This is a genomic window from Klebsiella sp. B345, from assembly GCF_051131735.1.
Lineage (GTDB): Bacteria > Pseudomonadota > Gammaproteobacteria > Enterobacterales > Enterobacteriaceae > Klebsiella.
Genome location: NZ_CP180443.1, coordinates 2,635,832 through 2,651,303, shown reverse-complemented (window position 1 = coordinate 2,651,303; position 15,472 = coordinate 2,635,832). Strand labels below are relative to the sequence as shown.

General features: G+C 58.2%; 16 protein-coding genes. 8 read left to right on the top strand and 8 right to left on the bottom strand.

Translation table 11 applies throughout. The annotated features are described in order from the left end of the window. Positions 1–61: 61 nt before the first annotated feature. The 7 genes from nikR to ACMYSO_RS12525 form a co-directional block, all read right to left on the bottom strand. The gene (gene nikR / locus ACMYSO_RS12555) at positions 62–478 is read right to left on the bottom strand and encodes a nickel-responsive transcriptional regulator NikR (RefSeq protein ID WP_434670702.1); all 417 of its coding nucleotides are present in this window, start codon (positions 476–478) and stop codon (positions 62–64) included. Next, entirely contained in the window at positions 466–1,257 is a 792-nt protein-coding gene (gene nikE, locus ACMYSO_RS12550; protein WP_434670701.1) for a nickel import ATP-binding protein NikE, read from the bottom strand. Before nikE ends, nikR begins: the two co-directional genes overlap by 13 nt. Further along, positions 1,254–2,018 (bottom strand): nickel import ATP-binding protein NikD, encoded by a 765-nt coding sequence (gene nikD / locus ACMYSO_RS12545; protein ID WP_434670700.1) that lies wholly within the window; start codon positions 2,016–2,018, stop codon positions 1,254–1,256. The genes nikE and nikD overlap by 4 nt, the downstream gene beginning before the upstream one ends. Then, entirely contained in the window at positions 2,018–2,851 is an 834-nt protein-coding gene (gene nikC, locus ACMYSO_RS12540) for a nickel ABC transporter permease subunit NikC (RefSeq protein WP_434670699.1), read from the bottom strand. The genes nikD and nikC overlap by 1 nt, the downstream gene beginning before the upstream one ends. Further along, positions 2,848–3,792, bottom strand: a complete 945-nt coding sequence (gene nikB / locus ACMYSO_RS12535; RefSeq protein WP_434670697.1) for a nickel ABC transporter permease subunit NikB — start codon at positions 3,790–3,792, stop codon at positions 2,848–2,850. Before nikB ends, nikC begins: the two co-directional genes overlap by 4 nt. Then, positions 3,792–5,366 carry a nickel ABC transporter substrate-binding protein gene (nikA, locus tag ACMYSO_RS12530; RefSeq protein ID WP_434670696.1) on the bottom strand — a complete coding sequence of 525 codons (1,575 nt, stop codon included), beginning with the start codon at positions 5,364–5,366 and terminating at the stop codon, positions 3,792–3,794. Before nikA ends, nikB begins: the two co-directional genes overlap by 1 nt. Before the next feature lie 302 nt (positions 5,367–5,668). Beyond that, positions 5,669–6,529 (bottom strand): LysR family transcriptional regulator, encoded by an 861-nt coding sequence (locus tag ACMYSO_RS12525; protein WP_434670694.1) that lies wholly within the window; start codon positions 6,527–6,529, stop codon positions 5,669–5,671. A gap of 96 nt (positions 6,530–6,625) precedes the next feature. Here ACMYSO_RS12525 and ACMYSO_RS12520 point away from each other — a divergent pair, with 96 nt between their 5' ends. The 8 genes from ACMYSO_RS12520 to arnF all read left to right on the top strand — a co-directional run bounded on the left by ACMYSO_RS12520 (position 6,626) and on the right by arnF (position 14,913). Beyond that, positions 6,626–7,132 carry a phenolic acid decarboxylase gene (locus ACMYSO_RS12520; protein ID WP_174510213.1) on the top strand — a complete coding sequence of 169 codons (507 nt, stop codon included), beginning with the start codon at positions 6,626–6,628 and terminating at the stop codon, positions 7,130–7,132. A gap of 393 nt (positions 7,133–7,525) precedes the next feature. After that, positions 7,526–8,665 carry a UDP-4-amino-4-deoxy-L-arabinose aminotransferase gene (arnB, locus tag ACMYSO_RS12515; RefSeq protein WP_434670797.1) on the top strand — a complete coding sequence of 380 codons (1,140 nt, stop codon included), beginning with the start codon at positions 7,526–7,528 and terminating at the stop codon, positions 8,663–8,665. Position 8,666: 1 nt separating this feature from the next. Beyond that, a complete protein-coding gene (arnC, locus tag ACMYSO_RS12510; RefSeq protein WP_434582645.1) occupies positions 8,667–9,650 on the top strand; it encodes an undecaprenyl-phosphate 4-deoxy-4-formamido-L-arabinose transferase in 984 nt (327 codons plus the stop codon). Continuing rightward, positions 9,647–11,632 (top strand): bifunctional UDP-4-amino-4-deoxy-L-arabinose formyltransferase/UDP-glucuronic acid oxidase ArnA, encoded by a 1,986-nt coding sequence (gene arnA, locus ACMYSO_RS12505; protein ID WP_434670692.1) that lies wholly within the window; start codon positions 9,647–9,649, stop codon positions 11,630–11,632. Before arnC ends, arnA begins: the two co-directional genes overlap by 4 nt. Beyond that, positions 11,629–12,531: a 4-deoxy-4-formamido-L-arabinose-phosphoundecaprenol deformylase gene (gene arnD, locus ACMYSO_RS12500; RefSeq protein WP_434670691.1), complete on the top strand. Its 903-nt coding sequence runs from the start codon at positions 11,629–11,631 to the stop codon at positions 12,529–12,531. Before arnA ends, arnD begins: the two co-directional genes overlap by 4 nt. Beyond that, complete coding sequence (arnT, locus tag ACMYSO_RS12495; RefSeq protein ID WP_434670689.1) at positions 12,528–14,183, top strand: lipid IV(A) 4-amino-4-deoxy-L-arabinosyltransferase; 1,656 nt, start codon at positions 12,528–12,530, stop codon at positions 14,181–14,183. The genes arnD and arnT overlap by 4 nt, the downstream gene beginning before the upstream one ends. Beyond that, positions 14,180–14,518, top strand: coding sequence for a 4-amino-4-deoxy-L-arabinose-phosphoundecaprenol flippase subunit ArnE (arnE, locus tag ACMYSO_RS12490; RefSeq protein WP_434582649.1), 339 nt, complete (start codon positions 14,180–14,182; stop codon positions 14,516–14,518). Before arnT ends, arnE begins: the two co-directional genes overlap by 4 nt. Continuing rightward, a complete protein-coding gene (gene arnF, locus ACMYSO_RS12485; RefSeq protein ID WP_434670688.1) occupies positions 14,518–14,913 on the top strand; it encodes a 4-amino-4-deoxy-L-arabinose-phosphoundecaprenol flippase subunit ArnF in 396 nt (131 codons plus the stop codon). Before arnE ends, arnF begins: the two co-directional genes overlap by 1 nt. On the opposite strand, the gene acpT is transcribed toward arnF, so the two are convergent. Next, positions 14,903–15,472, bottom strand: a complete 570-nt coding sequence (acpT, locus tag ACMYSO_RS12480) for a 4'-phosphopantetheinyl transferase AcpT (RefSeq protein WP_434670687.1) — start codon at positions 15,470–15,472, stop codon at positions 14,903–14,905. The two genes, arnF and acpT, sit on opposite strands and share 11 nt — an antisense overlap.

Below are 15,472 nucleotides of genomic sequence, written 5' to 3'. Positions count from 1 at the left end.
AACCGTTGATAAACGATGGATAAACCACTGCAGATAAGCTGGTTACGGCATCGAGCGTGTGTCAGGCGTGGTGGTGATCGTCTTGTGCTGTTAAACAGTGCAAATGGCCGTGGCGGACTCCGCGCTGGGCAATCACCTCATCGGCGAAATGCTGCACCTCGCCCATTTCACCTTTCAGCACCGCGATCTCCAGGCAGTCGTCATGACTGATATGCACATGCAGCGTGGCGACGGACAGGTCGTGATGGTGGTGCTGGGTGGCGATCAGCCGGCTCGCCAGCTCGCGCTTTTCATGTTCGTACACGTAGGAGAGCACCGCGTAGCCGTGCTGTCCGCCCTGCTGGGTATGTTCATGCATCAAGGTGTTACGCAGGATATCGCGCACCGCCTCCGAGCGGTTGTGATAGCCACGTTGGGCGCTTAACGCGTCGAGGGTCGCCAGAAGATCGTCATCAAGAGTCAGGGTTACGCGCTGCATGGTCGTTTCTCTTTAGCAAGGGAGGCCGGAAAAGCGGGAAGCACCGCACGCTGCAGCGCCCGGCCCGCCGTTGACTGAAGACGCAACGGTGCGTGGACCGGCGTCGTCTCGATAATCTGCCCGTTCTCCATCACCATAACCTGCTGGCAAAAACGCTCGACCAGCCGCAGGTCATGGGTGATAAACAGGCAGGCGGTAGAAAACTGTACCTGCAGACGCTTGAGTAACGCAACGATCTCCGCCTGCAGCACGAGGTCAAGGTTCGACACCGCTTCATCGAGAATCAACAACTGCGGTTGCACTACCAGCGCCCGCGCCAGGCACACGCGCTGAAGCTGCCCGCCGCTGAGCTGCACCGGGCGCTTATCGCGCAATGTCGGGGAAAGGTCCACCGCCTGCATCATCGCCTCTACCTGGGCCTGGCGTTCGTCGCGCGAGTAGCGAAACAGATGGCGGAGCGGCTCGCTGATAATCTCGTTCACCGTTTTACGTGGGTTCACGGCGCTGTGCGCATCCTGAAACACCAGTTGAATATCGCGGCGAAATGCCCGCAGCGCCTCGCCTTTTAAGGTGTTCAGCGGGGTCTGCTGCCAGCGGATGTCGCCGTGAACAGGGGTTTCCAGACCGACCAGCATGCGCGCCAGGGTGCTTTTACCGCAGCCGCTGCGGCCAAGCAGCGCCATGGTCTCGCCGGCCTGGATACTGAAGCTGACTTCGCGCAGCACGCCTGGGTGATGTGGATAATCGTGGCTGACGTTAGTGACGTTCAGAAGATTCATACCGGGGACTCCATGCCATACAACGCCAGATGCGCTGCCAGTAACCGCTGGCTGACCGGATGTTGCGGCGCGCTGAACAAGGTGTCCACGTCACAACGCTCGACAATGCGCCCGCCGTCCATCACCGCCACTTGATGCGCCAGCCGTGCGACCACCCCCATATCGTGCGTCACCAGCAGCAAGCCCTGGCCGCGGGTAGCGACAATCTCTTCCAGCAGGTCAAGGATACGGCCCTGCGCGACGGCATCGAGGTCGGTGGTGGGTTCATCGGCAAAAATAAACGGCGCCTTGCTCAGCAGGGCGAGGGCGATCATCATACGCTGCAGCATGCCGCCGCTCATCTCGAAGGGGTAGCGCTTGAGCAGCTGGGAGGGGTTGTCCAGCCCCACGGCTTTCATGGCGTTAATGAGCGTCGCCTCGTCCGTAGGCTGGCCGCTGGCGCGGCAGGTCTCCCGCGCGTGGGTGGCCATGGTGTACAGCGGATTAAAGGCGCTACGTGGGTTCTGCATGATGGTGGCGACGGTGCCACCGCGCAACTGCTCGCCGTGTACAGGAATACCGTCCAGCAGCAGACGGCCGGCGGTTTGCCGGACTCCAGGCGGCAGCACGCCGAGGGCCGCCGCGCAGGTCAGCGACTTGCCGCAGCCGCTGCTGCCCAGCAGCGCCAGCACCTGCCCACGCCGTAAGGTTAACGACAGGTCTGTGACCAGCGGCTGGCCGGCGCACAGGGCTAATTGTTCTAACTGGATCTTCTGAGGCATCAGTGGTTGTGCTCCGCGATCAGGTGTGGATCGAGACGATCGCGTAGCGCATCGCCCACCAGATTAAAGGCCATCACGCTGATAAACAGCGCCAGACCAGGCCACAGCATCTGCAGAGGTTGGGTCCAGATATACTGGCGCGCATCGTTTATCATCACGCCCCATTCTGCCGTCGGCGCGCTGACGCCAAGGCCCAGGAATGACATCCCGGCGACGTGCAGCATCATGTGCCCGATATCGAGCGTCGCGAGGACCAGCAACGATGGCATCACCGCCCCGGCCAGATGATCGACAAACAGCCGCCAGCGGCTGGCGCCGCTGAGTCGGGCGGCGAGAATAAACTCGCGCTGGCGTAGCGACACCACCAGGCTGCGGACCATTCGGGCATACCATGCCCAGTGTGACAGGGCGATGGCGATAATAACGTTGGTCAGCCCGGTACCCAGCACGCCGACCATAAAGAATGACAGGATCGAGGTGGGGAAGGTCATAAACATATCGGCCACCCGCATTGTGAACTGGTCGACACGTCCACCAAGCAATCCGGCGCAGCCGCCGACGATAATTCCCATCGCCAACACCAGCAGTAAACAGGCCATCACTGCCCCCAGCGAGACTCGCGTCGCCGCCAACAAGCGGGAGAAAATATCGCGCCCCAGGTGGTCGGTGCCCAGCCAGTGCTGTGCGTCCGGCGACAGCAGACGGGCGGGCAAATTAATGGCCTGCGGATCGTACGGCAGCCACCACTGGTTGGTGAGGGCGATCAGCGTCAGCAGACCGATAATGACCATCGCCACACGCACCGACCCGCGAGCGGAGCAGAAGAGGTTCATGACTGCGCTCCTTCGTGGCGACGAATACGGGGGTCCAGCGCGGCGTTAAGCAGGTCAACCGCCAGATTACAGAGGGCGAACACCACCACCATGATCAGCGTAAAGCACTGAATCACCGGGTAATCACGGTTGAAAATGGCGGAGACGGCATAGCGTCCGATGCCCGGCCACGCGAAGATATTTTCGATAATCATCGTGCCGCCGATCAGCTCGCCAATATGCATCCCCACGGCGGTGATCATCGGCAACGAGGCGTTGCGTAGAATGTGACGACGTTCGGTCTGCTTGTCGTTCAGGCCGCGCAGGCGCGCCCAGGTGACATGGCGCTGCCCGGCGACGTCCAGCATGCTGGCACGCAGCAGGCGGGCATTAATGGCCAGCGACATAAACGCAATTGAGACGGCGGGCAGAACGATATGCTGCCAGCCGCCGTAGCCCAGCGCGGGTAGCCACTGCAAATAGACTGAAAAAAACAGCACCAGCAGGAAGGCGAGCCAGAAGTTCGGCATCGATACGCCAAGAAACGCAATCAAGCGCACGATGAAATCCGGCAGTTGCTCGCGATGGCGGGCAGCCCAGATCCCCAACGGCACGGAGGTCAGCAGGATCAGCACCAGCGCCGCACCAGCCAGCTGCAGCGTCGCCGGCAGGAAGTGTAGTACGTCATCCAGTACCGGGCGCTGGGTGGCAAATGAGAGGCCAAAATCCAGGTGCAGCGCCTTCCACAACCAACTGCCGTACTGGACCAGCAGCGGCTGATCGAGGCCGAGCATGATCCGGGTGGATGCTACCATCTCCGGCGTCGGCGGCAGGTTCGAGAGCCGCAGGTAGTCGAGCGCCGGATCGCCGGTGCCGAGGCGCAGCATCAGAAAGATAATCACCGAGGCGGCAAAAATCATCGGGATCAGCAGCAGAATACGTCGTAGCAGATAACGTCGCATCAGGGTTGCACCGGCTGGATCTGTTCGAACGGGATTTCTGCGGCGATCGGGGCGTAGGGGATAGCTCCCAGCTCAGGTTTCGCCACTACCATCATCGAGATGTAGCTAATCGGCAGATAAACCGCGTCATGATGCAGACGGGTTAAAATATCGCGATACAGCGCCTGGCGCCGGGTCTCGTCGCTGGTCTCCAGCACCTGACTAATCTCCTTATCAATCAGCGGCTTGTCGGACAGCCCTTGCTGCGCCTGGTAATCGGCGTGGGAGGGCACGCGCATGGAACTCATAAACGCATGCGGGTCGTACGGTGCGCCCCAGGTACGGTTGAAGATCATGCCAAAACGGCCATCGCGCTGGCGGGCATAAATACTGCTCTCTTCTTCACCGACCAGCGTCACATCGACGCCGACCTGATGCATATCCGCCTGAATAATCTCCGCCATCGATTTGCTCAGTGCATCGGTACCGATAAACGACAGTTCAATGCGCAGCGGCTGGCCATTCTTCTCGCGAATCTCTTTGCCTGCCGGACGGATCCAGCCGGCTTTTTCCAGCAGCTGGTTGGCCTGCTGCGGATCGTACTGACGAGGCGTCAGGCCAATGTTGGCGTAGGGAACGCTCGGAGCAAACAGCGTGTCGGCAACCTGCTGGGTGCCGTACAACACATTGTCGATCAGCGATTTTTTGTTGACCGCGTGGTTCAGCGCCTCGCGCACCGCCAGTTCGTTGGTCGGGGCTTTGGCGGAGTTCAGCGCCAGCATCACCGTCTCAATCGGTTGCGAAAGCTGGGTGCGGTAAGCCGGGTTGTGGCTGAATCGGGCGAAGGTATCCAGCGGCAGCAGGCCCTCGTTGCCATACAGCAGATCGATATCCCCGGTTTCAAAGGCGACGGCGCGGGTCATCGGGTCCGGAATGACTTTCACCGTGACCTGGTCGATCGTCGGCTTCTCTCCCCAGTAGTGCTCGTTGCGCACCAGCACATCGTACTGATTAAGCTTCGACGTTTTTAACACCCACGGCCCGGTGCCGATCGGCGCTTTGATACCGTGCAGCGTGCCTCCCTCGACAAACTGCGACGGGGCAATAAACCGGAACGGCCGCGGCAGAGCCAGCTCCTGCAGGAAAGGGTAGTAGGCGCCTTTGAGGGTAATTTGTAGTTGGATATCGCTCAGGGCGCGAACGTCGGTGATCTGGTTGGTCAGCTCCAGCCAGGCGTGGCGTTGGCGATTCGCCAGCACTGCCTGAAAGTTGGCGACCGCCGCCTGGGCGTTAAACGGCTCACCGTTAGAAAACTGCACATCGTCACGCAGGGTAAAGGTCCAGACTTTTCCGTCCGTGGAGTGGCTCCAGTGGGTTGCCAGCCACGGTTTGACCGAACCATCGGCCTGATATTTCACCAGCGGTTCATACACCATGCTTTGGGCGAACATCTGGTTAGGGGTGTACAGATGGGGATTCAAAGGACCGATATTCACCGGCCAGGCAGTTGTGATGGTGTTTGAGGCGGCGGGAGCCAGCAGAGGAACGCAGGCGAGCACCGCCAGCAGCGTGGTGCGGAAAATAGACAAGGTCATTATCTCAACGGACAGGAAAGTATGATGATTTTAGTAATTCATCATACTTAAGGAGTAATCTGGATCAATGTAGGGCCGGAAAGTATAAGAAAATCCTATATACCCGTCATACTTCAAGTTGCATAAGCGTTGGCTTTCCTCGCTCACCCCAGTCACTTACTAGAGTAAGCTCCTGGGGATTCCCTGCGTTGCCGCCTTCCTGCAACTCGAATTATTTAGGGTATAACCGTGCTGTTTCAAGCTGCACAGGCGTTGGCTGCGCCCGCGCACCTCAGCGATTTACCGGCGAGCGGATCGGGCGATCACGGCGTTCTGAACAGCGCCAGTAATGTTGCGAGCGGCTTATCAATGGGGGCCAGATCGCGTTTGACGATCAGGTGCAGCGGCGTGGCGCGGCGGGTGCCATGGGCAAGGGGCAGAATTTTCAACGTCCCTTGTTGCAGCCGGTCGCGGATGCGTTCTTCCGGGAGCCAGCCGAAACCAACCTGGTACAGCACCGCGTCTATGGCCGCATCGATGGTGGAGAAGGTCCAGGCATCCCGGCTGGCCTGCGGGTCGTCGCTGCGATCGGCGATCCGGACGAGGGGCCAGGGGGCCAGCGCGCTGTCATCCAGCGGGCCGCTCAGTGCGGCAAGCGGATGATGCTGATGGGCGACCGCGACAAAATCAATGTTCATCAGCCACTCGCCGCGTCCGGTAATATCCTGACGGCGGGTTAAGACCATCACATCGGCTTCGCTGAGGGTCTCGCTCTCCTCTTTTCTGTTCTCCAGCACTTCGGTCAGCCGGACCTGGGTCTGAGGATGCTGTTGCTGGAACTGACGTAGAATGGCAAACAGTCGTTCGCGGGGAAAAATGCTGTCCACCACCAGATCCAGCCGGGTGCGCGCACCGTTGTGCAGCGTGGCGGCGCGGGTTTCCACATAAGAAAACGCCTGCAGCAGCGGTTTTACCTGGCTCAGCAGTAGCTCTCCGGCAGGCGTCAGAACCGCGCGGCGGCCTGCGGGTTGCAGCAGCGCGACGCCGAGCCTTTCCTGCAGCAGGGCGAGGTTATAGCTGACCGACGACTGGCTACGGTGCGTCTCTTCCGCCGCTTTGGCGAAGCTGCCCAGCGCGGTCACTCTCTCCAGTAAAGCCCATTGTTCCAGCGTTGTTTTGTGCATGACTCATCTAAAAAATGAATGTATTTCATCCAAACATAGCGTTATTCATTCATTTTTTAAAGCCGTATGCTGAGTCTCAACAGCAAAGGAGAAGACATTATGAACACATTTGATAAACATGACCTGAGCGGCTTTATCGGCAAACATCTGGTTTATACCTACGATAATGGCTGGAACTACGAGATTTACGTCAAAAACGGCCACACGCTGGATTACCGTATTCACAGCGGTATCGTCGCGAATCGTTGGGTAAAAGACCAGCAGGCGTACATCGTGCGGGTGGGGGCGAGCATTTATAAAATTTCGTGGACCGAGCCGACCGGTACCGACGTCAGCCTGATTGTTAACCTCGGCGATAAACTGTTCCACGGCACCATCTTTTTCCCACGTTGGGTGATCAATAACCCGGAAAAAACCGTCTGCTTCCAGAACGATCACATTCCGCTGATGGAATCATATCGCGCCGCCGGTCCGGCCTACCCGACCGAAGTGATTGATGAGTTCGCCACGATTACCTTTGTACGCGACTGCGGGGCAGATAATGACAGCGTGATTAATTGCCCGGCGAGTGAATTACCTGCTGATTTTCCTGCAAACTTGTAATCTTCTGGAAATAAATTTGTGATCTGAGTCGAATTTATTCTTTATCCCTTGCAGAGTAAATTGCAACTATTGTTTTGTCGTTTAATGTTTGTTTACTTTATACCAGCATGCCCCTGTTTTAGATGTGAACAGGGGCATTTTTTCGTTCCTTTGCATCTCCTGAATTTATAAATATACTTTATAAATATGATGTTAGTCACACCCTGTTAAATAATATTAATTTCTTAATATTATCCTAAGCAACCCCGTCTAAATTTAATAGCGTCAAATACCCTGGAATGAAATGTGACATTGCAGTGCGTCCATTTTCATTTTGTTTAAGTCCGCTGGCGCAGGATATTTTTTCTATCAGACCCGCAATCAGCAATGGGTCATATACCTAACAGGAAAATGATGAGCGAATTTTTGCCGTTTTCGCGCCCGTCAATGGGTGACGCAGAGCTGGCTGCGCTGCGTGAAGTTTTGCAATCGGGCTGGATCACTACCGGACCGAAAAATCAGGCTCTGGAAGAGGCTTTCTGTGCGTTGACCGGTAACCGGCATGCGGTAGCGGTCAGTTCGGCGACCGGCGGTATGCACGTCACGCTGATGGCGTTGGGTATTGGTCCGGGTGATGAAGTGATCACCCCGTCACAGACCTGGGTTTCCACGCTGAACATGATTTGTTTGCTGGGGGCGACCCCGGTGATGATTGACGTCGATCGCGACAATCTGATGATTTCCGCAGACGCGGTTGAGGCGGCGATTACCCCGCACACCAAAGCGATTATTCCCGTGCATTACGCGGGTGCTCCTGCGGATATCGACGCGATTCGCGCCGTGGCAGAACGTCACGGTATACCGGTGATTGAAGATGCTGCGCACGCGGCGGGGACCTACTACAAAGGTCGCCATGTGGGCGCGAGCGGTTGCGCGATCTTCTCCTTCCACGCCATCAAAAATATGACCTGCGCCGAAGGCGGGCTGATCGTCACCGATGATGAGCAACTGGCCGCGCGTATCCGCAGCCTGAAATTCCACGGTCTTGGCGTCGATGCCTACGATCGTCAGACTCATGGTCGGGCGCCGCAGGCTGAGGTCATTTCCCCGGGGTTCAAATACAACCTGGCCGATATCAATGCCGCGCTGGCGCTGGTGCAGCTGGATAAACTGGCCCATGCCAACCAGCGTCGTACCGAGATTGCCCAACGCTACCTGCGCGAGCTGGCCGATACGCCATTTAAGCCGTTGACGGTACCTGAGTGGCAACACCAGCACGCCTGGCATCTGTTTATTATCCGCGTGGATGAAACCACCTGCGGGATCGGCCGCGATGCGCTAATGGAAAAACTGAAGGCCATGGGCATCGGTACCGGGCTGCACTTTCGCGCCGCGCATACCCAAAAATACTACCGCGAGCGTTTCCCGACGCTGTCCTTACCGAATACGGAATGGAACAGCGCGCGCATCTGTTCACTCCCTTTGTTCCCGGATATGACCGATGACGATGTCACCCGCGTCATTTCCGCGCTGCACCAGCTGTCAGGATGTTGATATGTTTACTTACCCTCCCGTGAAAAAAGTCTCGGTCGTCATTCCGGTTTATAACGAACAGGAAAGCCTGCCCGAACTGATTCGCCGTACGGATACCGCCTGCGCGACGCTGGGCCGCCAGTATGAAATTTTACTGGTAGACGATGGCAGCAGCGATGAGTCTGCCCGCATGTTGACCGACGCCGCCGAAGCTGAAGGCAGCCACGTGGTGGCGGTGTTGCTTAACCGCAACTACGGCCAGCACTCGGCGATTATGGCTGGTTTCAGCCATGTGACCGGCGACCTGATTATTACCCTTGATGCCGATCTGCAAAACCCGCCGGAAGAGATCCCGCGGCTGGTGGCGAAGGCTGATGAAGGCTACGACGTCGTTGGTACCGTTCGGCAGAACCGCCAGGACACCTTCTTCCGCAAAAGCGCGTCGAAGATGATTAACCGCCTGATTCAGCGCACTACGGGTAAAGCGATGGGCGACTACGGCTGCATGCTGCGCGCCTATCGCCGCCACATTATCGACGCGATGCTCAACTGCCATGAGCGCAGCACCTTTATCCCGATTCTGGCCAATACCTTCGCGCGCCGGGCGGTTGAAATCCCGGTGATGCACGCGGAACGTGAATTTGGCGATTCGAAATACAGCTTTATGCGCCTGATTAACCTGATGTACGACCTGGTGACCTGTTTAACCACCACGCCGCTGCGTCTGCTCAGCGTCTTTGGCAGCGTGATTGCCCTGCTGGGCTTTGCTTTTGCCTTCCTGTTGGTTCTCCTGCGGCTGGTCTTCGGCCCGCAGTGGGCAGCGGAAGGGGTGTTCATGCTGTTTGCCGTACTGTTTATGTTTATTGGCGCACAGTTTGTCGGCATGGGCCTGCTCGGGGAGTATATCGGCCGCATCTATAACGATGTCCGCGCCCGTCCCCGCTATTTTATTCAACGTGTTGTTCGTCAGCCGGAAACGGCGTCTCAAGAGGAAGATCGTTCATGAAAGCTGTAGTCTTCGCTTATCACGATATGGGGTGTGCAGGTATTCAGTCGCTGCTGGATTCTGGCTATGACATCGCCGCTATTTTTACCCATCCGGATAACCCTGGCGAAAACCACTTCTTTGGCTCGGTGGCGCGTATTGCGGCTGAGCAAGGTATCCCGGTGTGGGCACCTGAAGATGTTAACCACCCCCTGTGGATTGAACGCATTCGCGACATGAAGCCGGACGTGCTGTTCTCTTTCTATTATCGCAACATGCTGGGCGACGAAATCCTCAGCCTGGCGCCAAAAGGCGGCTTTAATCTGCACGGTTCTCTGCTGCCAAAATACCGCGGTCGCGCCCCGTTGAACTGGGTGCTGGTGAACGGGGAAACGGAAACTGGCGTGACCTTGCACCGCATGGTCAGCCGTGCGGATGCCGGCGATATCGTGGCACAGCAGACGGTGGCGATTGGCGCCGATGACGCTGCGCTGACCCTGCACCGCAAACTGTGCACCGCCGCGTCAGACCTGCTGGGGCAGGCGCTGCCGGCGATTCGTGATGGTAAAACTCAGGACCGCGCGCAGGACGAGAGCGAGGCTACTTACGTGGGCCGTCGCACGCCGGAAGATGGCCGTCTCGATTGGGATAAACCCGCGCTGACGCTGCATAACCTGGTGCGTGCCGTCTCCGACCCGTGGCCGGGCGCCTTTGGCTACGCCGGGGCAAACAAATTTATCGTCTGGAAATCCCGTGTGCGCCACGACCTGGCGGCGGCGAAGCCGGGGACGGTGATTTCCACCTCTCCGCTGGTGGTAGCCTGTCAGGATGGTGCGCTGGAGATCGTTACCGGTCAAACCGAGCGCGGCGTTTACATGCAGGGTACGCAGCTGGCGCAGGCGCTGGGCCTGGTGGCCGGTGCGGTGCTGAGTAGCAAACCGGTGGTGGCGATTAAACGCCGTACCCGCGTGCTGATCCTCGGCGTGAACGGGTTTATCGGTAACCACCTGACCGAACGCCTGCTCGCCGACGACAATTATGAAATCTACGGTCTGGATATCGGGTCTGACGCCATCAGCCGTTTCCTCGGCAACCCGCGTTTCCACTTCGTTGAAGGCGATATCAGCATTCACTCCGAGTGGATCGAATATCATATTAAGAAATGCGACGTGGTACTGCCGCTGGTGGCTATCGCGACGCCGATTGAATACACCCGTAACCCGCTGCGCGTGTTCGAACTGGACTTCGAAGAGAACCTGAAGATTATTCGCGATTGCGTGAAATACGATAAACGCATCATCTTCCCGTCGACTTCCGAAGTGTACGGCATGTGCACTGACAAAAACTTCGACGAAGACACCTCCAATCTGGTGGTTGGCCCGATCAATAAACAGCGCTGGATTTACTCGGTCTCGAAGCAGCTGCTTGACCGCGTTATCTGGGCCTACGGCGACAAGTCCGGTCTGCGCTTTACGCTGTTCCGTCCGTTCAACTGGATGGGTCCGCGTCTCGATAACCTGAATGCTGCGCGTATCGGCAGCTCCCGTGCGATTACTCAGCTGATCCTCAACTTGGTTGAAGGCTCGCCGATTAAGCTTATCGAAGGCGGTAAGCAGAAGCGTTGCTTCACCGACATTAGCGATGGTATCGAAGCGCTGTTCCGCATTATCGAGAACAAAGACGGCCACTGCGACGGGCAGATTATCAACATTGGTAACCCGGACAACGAAGCCAGTATCAAAGAGCTGGCGGAGATGCTGCTGGACTGCTTCGAGCGCCATCCGCTGCGCGGCAACTTCCCGCCGTTCGCCGGTTTCCGCGACGTTGAGAGCAGCGATTACTATGGTAAAGGCTATCAGGATGTGGAGCATCGTAAGCCAAGCATTCGCAACGCTAAGCGCTGCCTGAACTGGGTGCCGACGGTTCCAATGGAAGAAACCGTAGAACATACGCTCGACTTCTTCCTGCGCACGGTTGAGCTGGTGGACGACAAGACATCATGAAACAGGTCGGCTTACGCATAGATGTCGATACCTTTCGCGGTACCCGGGACGGGGTGCCGCGCCTGCTGAGCCTGCTGGGCCAGCATGGAGTTCAGGCAAGCTTCTTTTTCAGCGTGGGGCCGGACAATATGGGGCGCCATTTATGGCGCCTGATAAAACCGAAGTTTCTGTGGAAGATGCTGCGTTCAAACGCGGCTTCGCTATACGGCTGGGATATCTTGCTGGCCGGTACTGCCTGGCCCGGGCGGCGGATTGGCGCGGGTAATGAAGAGGTTATCCGGGCGACGGCGCAGACCCATGAAGTGGGTCTGCACGCCTGGGACCATTACAGCTGGCAGGCATGGAGCGGCGTCTGGCCACAGGAGCGACTGGCGCTGGAGGTCGAACGTGGCCTGCTGGAGCTGGAGCGGATCATCGGACGTTCGGTCACTTGTTCCGCCGTGGCGGGCTGGCGCGCAGATCAGCGGGTGATTAAAGCCAAAGAGCCTTTCAATTTCCTCTACAACAGCGACTGCCGGGGCACGCGTCCCTTCCTGCCGCTGTTAGGCGACAAGGCGCCGGGTACCGTGCAGATCCCGGTGACGCTGCCTACCTGGGATGAAGTGGTCGGCAGCCGCGTCGATGCCGGTGGCTTCAATCGCTATCTGCTGGACAGGATTCACCAGGATAGCGGCACGCCGGTCTACACCATTCATGCAGAAGTCGAAGGCATTGCCTTTGCACAGCAGTTTGATGAACTGCTGACCATGGCCGCGCAAGAGGAAATCCAGTTTTGCCCGCTGAGCCAACTGCTGCCCGCTGACTTTAGCGAGCTGCCATTGGGCAAAGTGGTTCGCGGTGAATTGGCTGGCCGGGAAGGCTGGCTTGGGCGTGAACAATTATTGAGTCAGGACGTATGAAAAGCATTCGTTATAGCGTCTCTTTAGTGGTGTTATTTGCGCTGTATTATTTACTCCCGTTGAATTTCCGGCTGCTCTGGCAGCCTGATGAAACGCGCTATGCGGAGATCAGTCGTGAAATGCTGGCCTCCGGTGACTGGGTGGTGCCGCATTTTCTCGGGCTGCGCTATTTTGAAAAACCCATTGCCGGATACTGGATGAACAGCATCGGACAGTGGCTGTTTGGTCACAATAACTTTGGCGTACGCTTTGGGTCGGTATTTTCGATTAGCGTCACCGCGTTGCTGGTGGCGTGGCTGGCGTGGCGCATCTGGCGGGATAAGCGGGTTGCGATTCTGTCTGGCGTTATCTTCCTGACCGCGCTGCTGGTGTACGGCATTGGCACCTATGCGGTGCTGGATCCAATGATCACCTTGTGGATGGCCCTGGCGATGTGCAGTTTCTGGGGCGCAACTCAGGCGCAGACCCGAGGCGGCAAAATCGCCGGCTATGCGCTGCTGGGGGTGGCCTGCGGCATGGGGGTAATGACCAAAGGCTTTCTTGCGCTGGCGGTGCCGGTTATCGGGGTTCTACCGTGGGTGATTGCCCAGAAACGCTGGCGTGAAGTGCTTATCTACGGCTGGCTGGCGGTGGGCGTGTGCATACTGATGGTGCTGCCGTGGGGCCTGGCTATCGCTAACCGCGAGCCGGATTTCTGGCGCTACTTCTTCTGGGTGGAGCATATTCAACGCTTTGCCGAGAAAGATGCCCAGCACAAGGCACCTTTCTGGTATTACCTTCCGTTCCTGATTGCCGGTAGCCTGCCGTGGCTGGCGCTGCTGCCCGGTGCGCTGAAGCGCGGCTGGACCGAGCGCGATGATGCGCGTGGGGCGCTGTACTTACTCGGTTGGGTGGCGATGCCGTTCCTGTTTTTCAGCATTGCGAAAGGCAAATTGCCAACCTATATCCTGCCGTGCTTCGCACCGCTGTCGATACTGATGGCGCGCTATGCGCTGGATGCGGCGAAAGCCGGGGCCAAAGCGCTACGGGTCAACGGCCTCATCAACCTGATTTTCGGCCTGACGGGTCTTGTGGCGGTGCTGGTGGTGTCGCCGTGGGGCGTCATGCATAAGCCGGTCTGGAGCCATATTGAGCTGTATAAATGCCTGCTGGCGGCCATCGCGTTTGCGGTCTGGGCGCTGATGGGCTGGCTGGCGATGAAAGATAACGGTCGTCGCTGGACTTTAGCCGCCTGCTGCCCGCTAGGTCTGGCGCTGCTGATAGGTTTTGCGATTCCTGACCGGGTGATTGATAGCAAACAGCCGCAGTTCATGGTTGATATTATTGGTGAATCGCTGGCGCCCAGCCGCTACGTGCTGAGTAATAACGTCGGGATTGCTGCCGGTCTGGCGTGGGAGCTCAAGCGTAACGACATCATCATGTTTGATAAGCAGGGTGAGCTGAAGTACGGCCTGAACTGGCCGGATGCCAAAAATAGCTTTGTGAGCCAGAGTGAGTTTGCCGGCTGGCTGGCGATGCACCGTCAGGAAGGCCCGGTGTCTCTGGTGCTGCTGATGGATAAAGGAGAAAACATGGCTGATTTACCCCTCCCGAAACCTGACAATGTATATGTGTTAGAGCGGGTTGTGTTTCTTCAGTATTTGCCGCAATGAGTATCTGGATCTGTCTGGCGCTGGCGAGCCTGTTAAGCTGCGCCGGGCAACTGTGCCAGAAACAGGCGACGCGTCCGTCGAAATCCCGGCGGCGCGGTCGCCATATTCTCGGCTGGCTTGGCCTTGCGCTGCTGGCGCTCGGTGGCGGTATGCTGCTGTGGCTGAGCGTCCTGCAAGCTATTCCGGTGAGCGTGGCCTATCCCATGTTGAGCCTTAATTTTGTCTGGGTGACGTTAGCGGCCTGGGGACTCTGGCGTGAGCCGGTGGCCCGGCGCCACTGGGTAGGCGTGGGATTAATTGTCGTCGGCATTGTGATCCTGGGGAGCAGTGTCTGATGGGGTTAATCTGGGCATTATTCAGCGTTGGGTTGGTCAGCGTGGCGCAGCTGCTGCTGCGCGGCGCCATGGTCGAACTGCCGCCGCTGAACGACCTGATGGCGTTTATCAGCCATCTTTTCCATCTGCGTAGCGGTACGTGGAGCCTGCTGCTCGGGCTGAGCGGCTATTTACTGTCGATGGTTTGCTGGTACTTTGCCCTGCACCGACTGCCGCTCGCCAAAGCCTACGCGCTGCTCAGCCTCAGCTACATTGTCGTGTGGGCCGCCGCCATCTGGCTGCCCGGCTGGGATGAACCGTTCCACTGGCGGGCGCTGGCGGGGGTGCTATTGATCATCGCCGGGGTACTGACCATCTTCTGGCCGCTTAAACGCCCGGGATCTTTCAGAGAATAAGCGCGGCATCCACCACAAACGGCGTCGGCGTGCAGACCGCAAGGCTCAGGTTGCCCAACTGAATCTGGCTGACCGACAGCGTCGCGTGGCGGGTGCTGTCGACGCTGGCGATTTGCCAGGCGCTACCGCCGCGTTGCTTCACCATGGCCTCTTTCCGCGTCCAGATCCGCCAGAATGCATTGATCTGCTGCGCCGGCGGTTCTGCTTCCACCTCCGCATGCTCATCGGTGCTAAAGACCGCATTCGCCAGCCGACGCCAGTTCTGGCGCGGGCGAATCACTTCGATATCGCAACCCACTTCTCCTTCGTCGCTAATCAATAGCGCAATCTCATCGCCGCTGTGGCTGAGGTTAAACCAGCGCGTGACAGTGCCGGCGAAGCCCGGTTTACCCTGCGCGGAGTAAATGATTTCTGGCAGCGGTGTGATCGCTTGCGCCAGCAGGACGCGACCGGCCAGCCAGCTTGCGCGGCGCACACCCTGTGGCGCCTGAGCCACGATCTCAGGCGGCAGGGGGCGGGCGCTGAGCTGCGAGATTTTCCGCAGGTACAGTTGATACAT

What these genes read in the sequence shown, in the direction of transcription:
- nikR (WP_434670702.1), bottom strand. Translation starts at nt 478, where the DNA reads ATGCAGCGCGTAACCCTGACTCTTGATGACGATCTTCTGGCGACCCTC.
- nikE (WP_434670701.1), bottom strand. Translation starts at nt 1,257, where the DNA reads ATGAATCTTCTGAACGTCACTAACGTCAGCCACGATTATCCACATCAC.
- arnF (WP_434670688.1), top strand. Translation starts at nt 14,518, where the DNA reads ATGGGGTTAATCTGGGCATTATTCAGCGTTGGGTTGGTCAGCGTGGCG.
- nikA (WP_434670696.1), bottom strand. Translation starts at nt 5,366, where the DNA reads ATGACCTTGTCTATTTTCCGCACCACGCTGCTGGCGGTGCTCGCCTGC.
- arnT (WP_434670689.1), top strand. Translation starts at nt 12,528, where the DNA reads ATGAAAAGCATTCGTTATAGCGTCTCTTTAGTGGTGTTATTTGCGCTG.
- arnC (WP_434582645.1), top strand. Translation starts at nt 8,667, where the DNA reads ATGTTTACTTACCCTCCCGTGAAAAAAGTCTCGGTCGTCATTCCGGTT.
- nikB (WP_434670697.1), bottom strand. Translation starts at nt 3,792, where the DNA reads ATGCGACGTTATCTGCTACGACGTATTCTGCTGCTGATCCCGATGATT.
- acpT (WP_434670687.1), bottom strand. Translation starts at nt 15,472, where the DNA reads ATGTATCAACTGTACCTGCGGAAAATCTCGCAGCTCAGCGCCCGCCCC.
- arnA (WP_434670692.1), top strand. Translation starts at nt 9,647, where the DNA reads ATGAAAGCTGTAGTCTTCGCTTATCACGATATGGGGTGTGCAGGTATT.
- nikD (WP_434670700.1), bottom strand. Translation starts at nt 2,018, where the DNA reads ATGCCTCAGAAGATCCAGTTAGAACAATTAGCCCTGTGCGCCGGCCAG.
- nikC (WP_434670699.1), bottom strand. Translation starts at nt 2,851, where the DNA reads ATGAACCTCTTCTGCTCCGCTCGCGGGTCGGTGCGTGTGGCGATGGTC.
- arnD (WP_434670691.1), top strand. Translation starts at nt 11,629, where the DNA reads ATGAAACAGGTCGGCTTACGCATAGATGTCGATACCTTTCGCGGTACC.
- ACMYSO_RS12525 (WP_434670694.1), bottom strand. Translation starts at nt 6,529, where the DNA reads ATGCACAAAACAACGCTGGAACAATGGGCTTTACTGGAGAGAGTGACC.
- arnB (WP_434670797.1), top strand. Translation starts at nt 7,526, where the DNA reads ATGAGCGAATTTTTGCCGTTTTCGCGCCCGTCAATGGGTGACGCAGAG.
- arnE (WP_434582649.1), top strand. Translation starts at nt 14,180, where the DNA reads ATGAGTATCTGGATCTGTCTGGCGCTGGCGAGCCTGTTAAGCTGCGCC.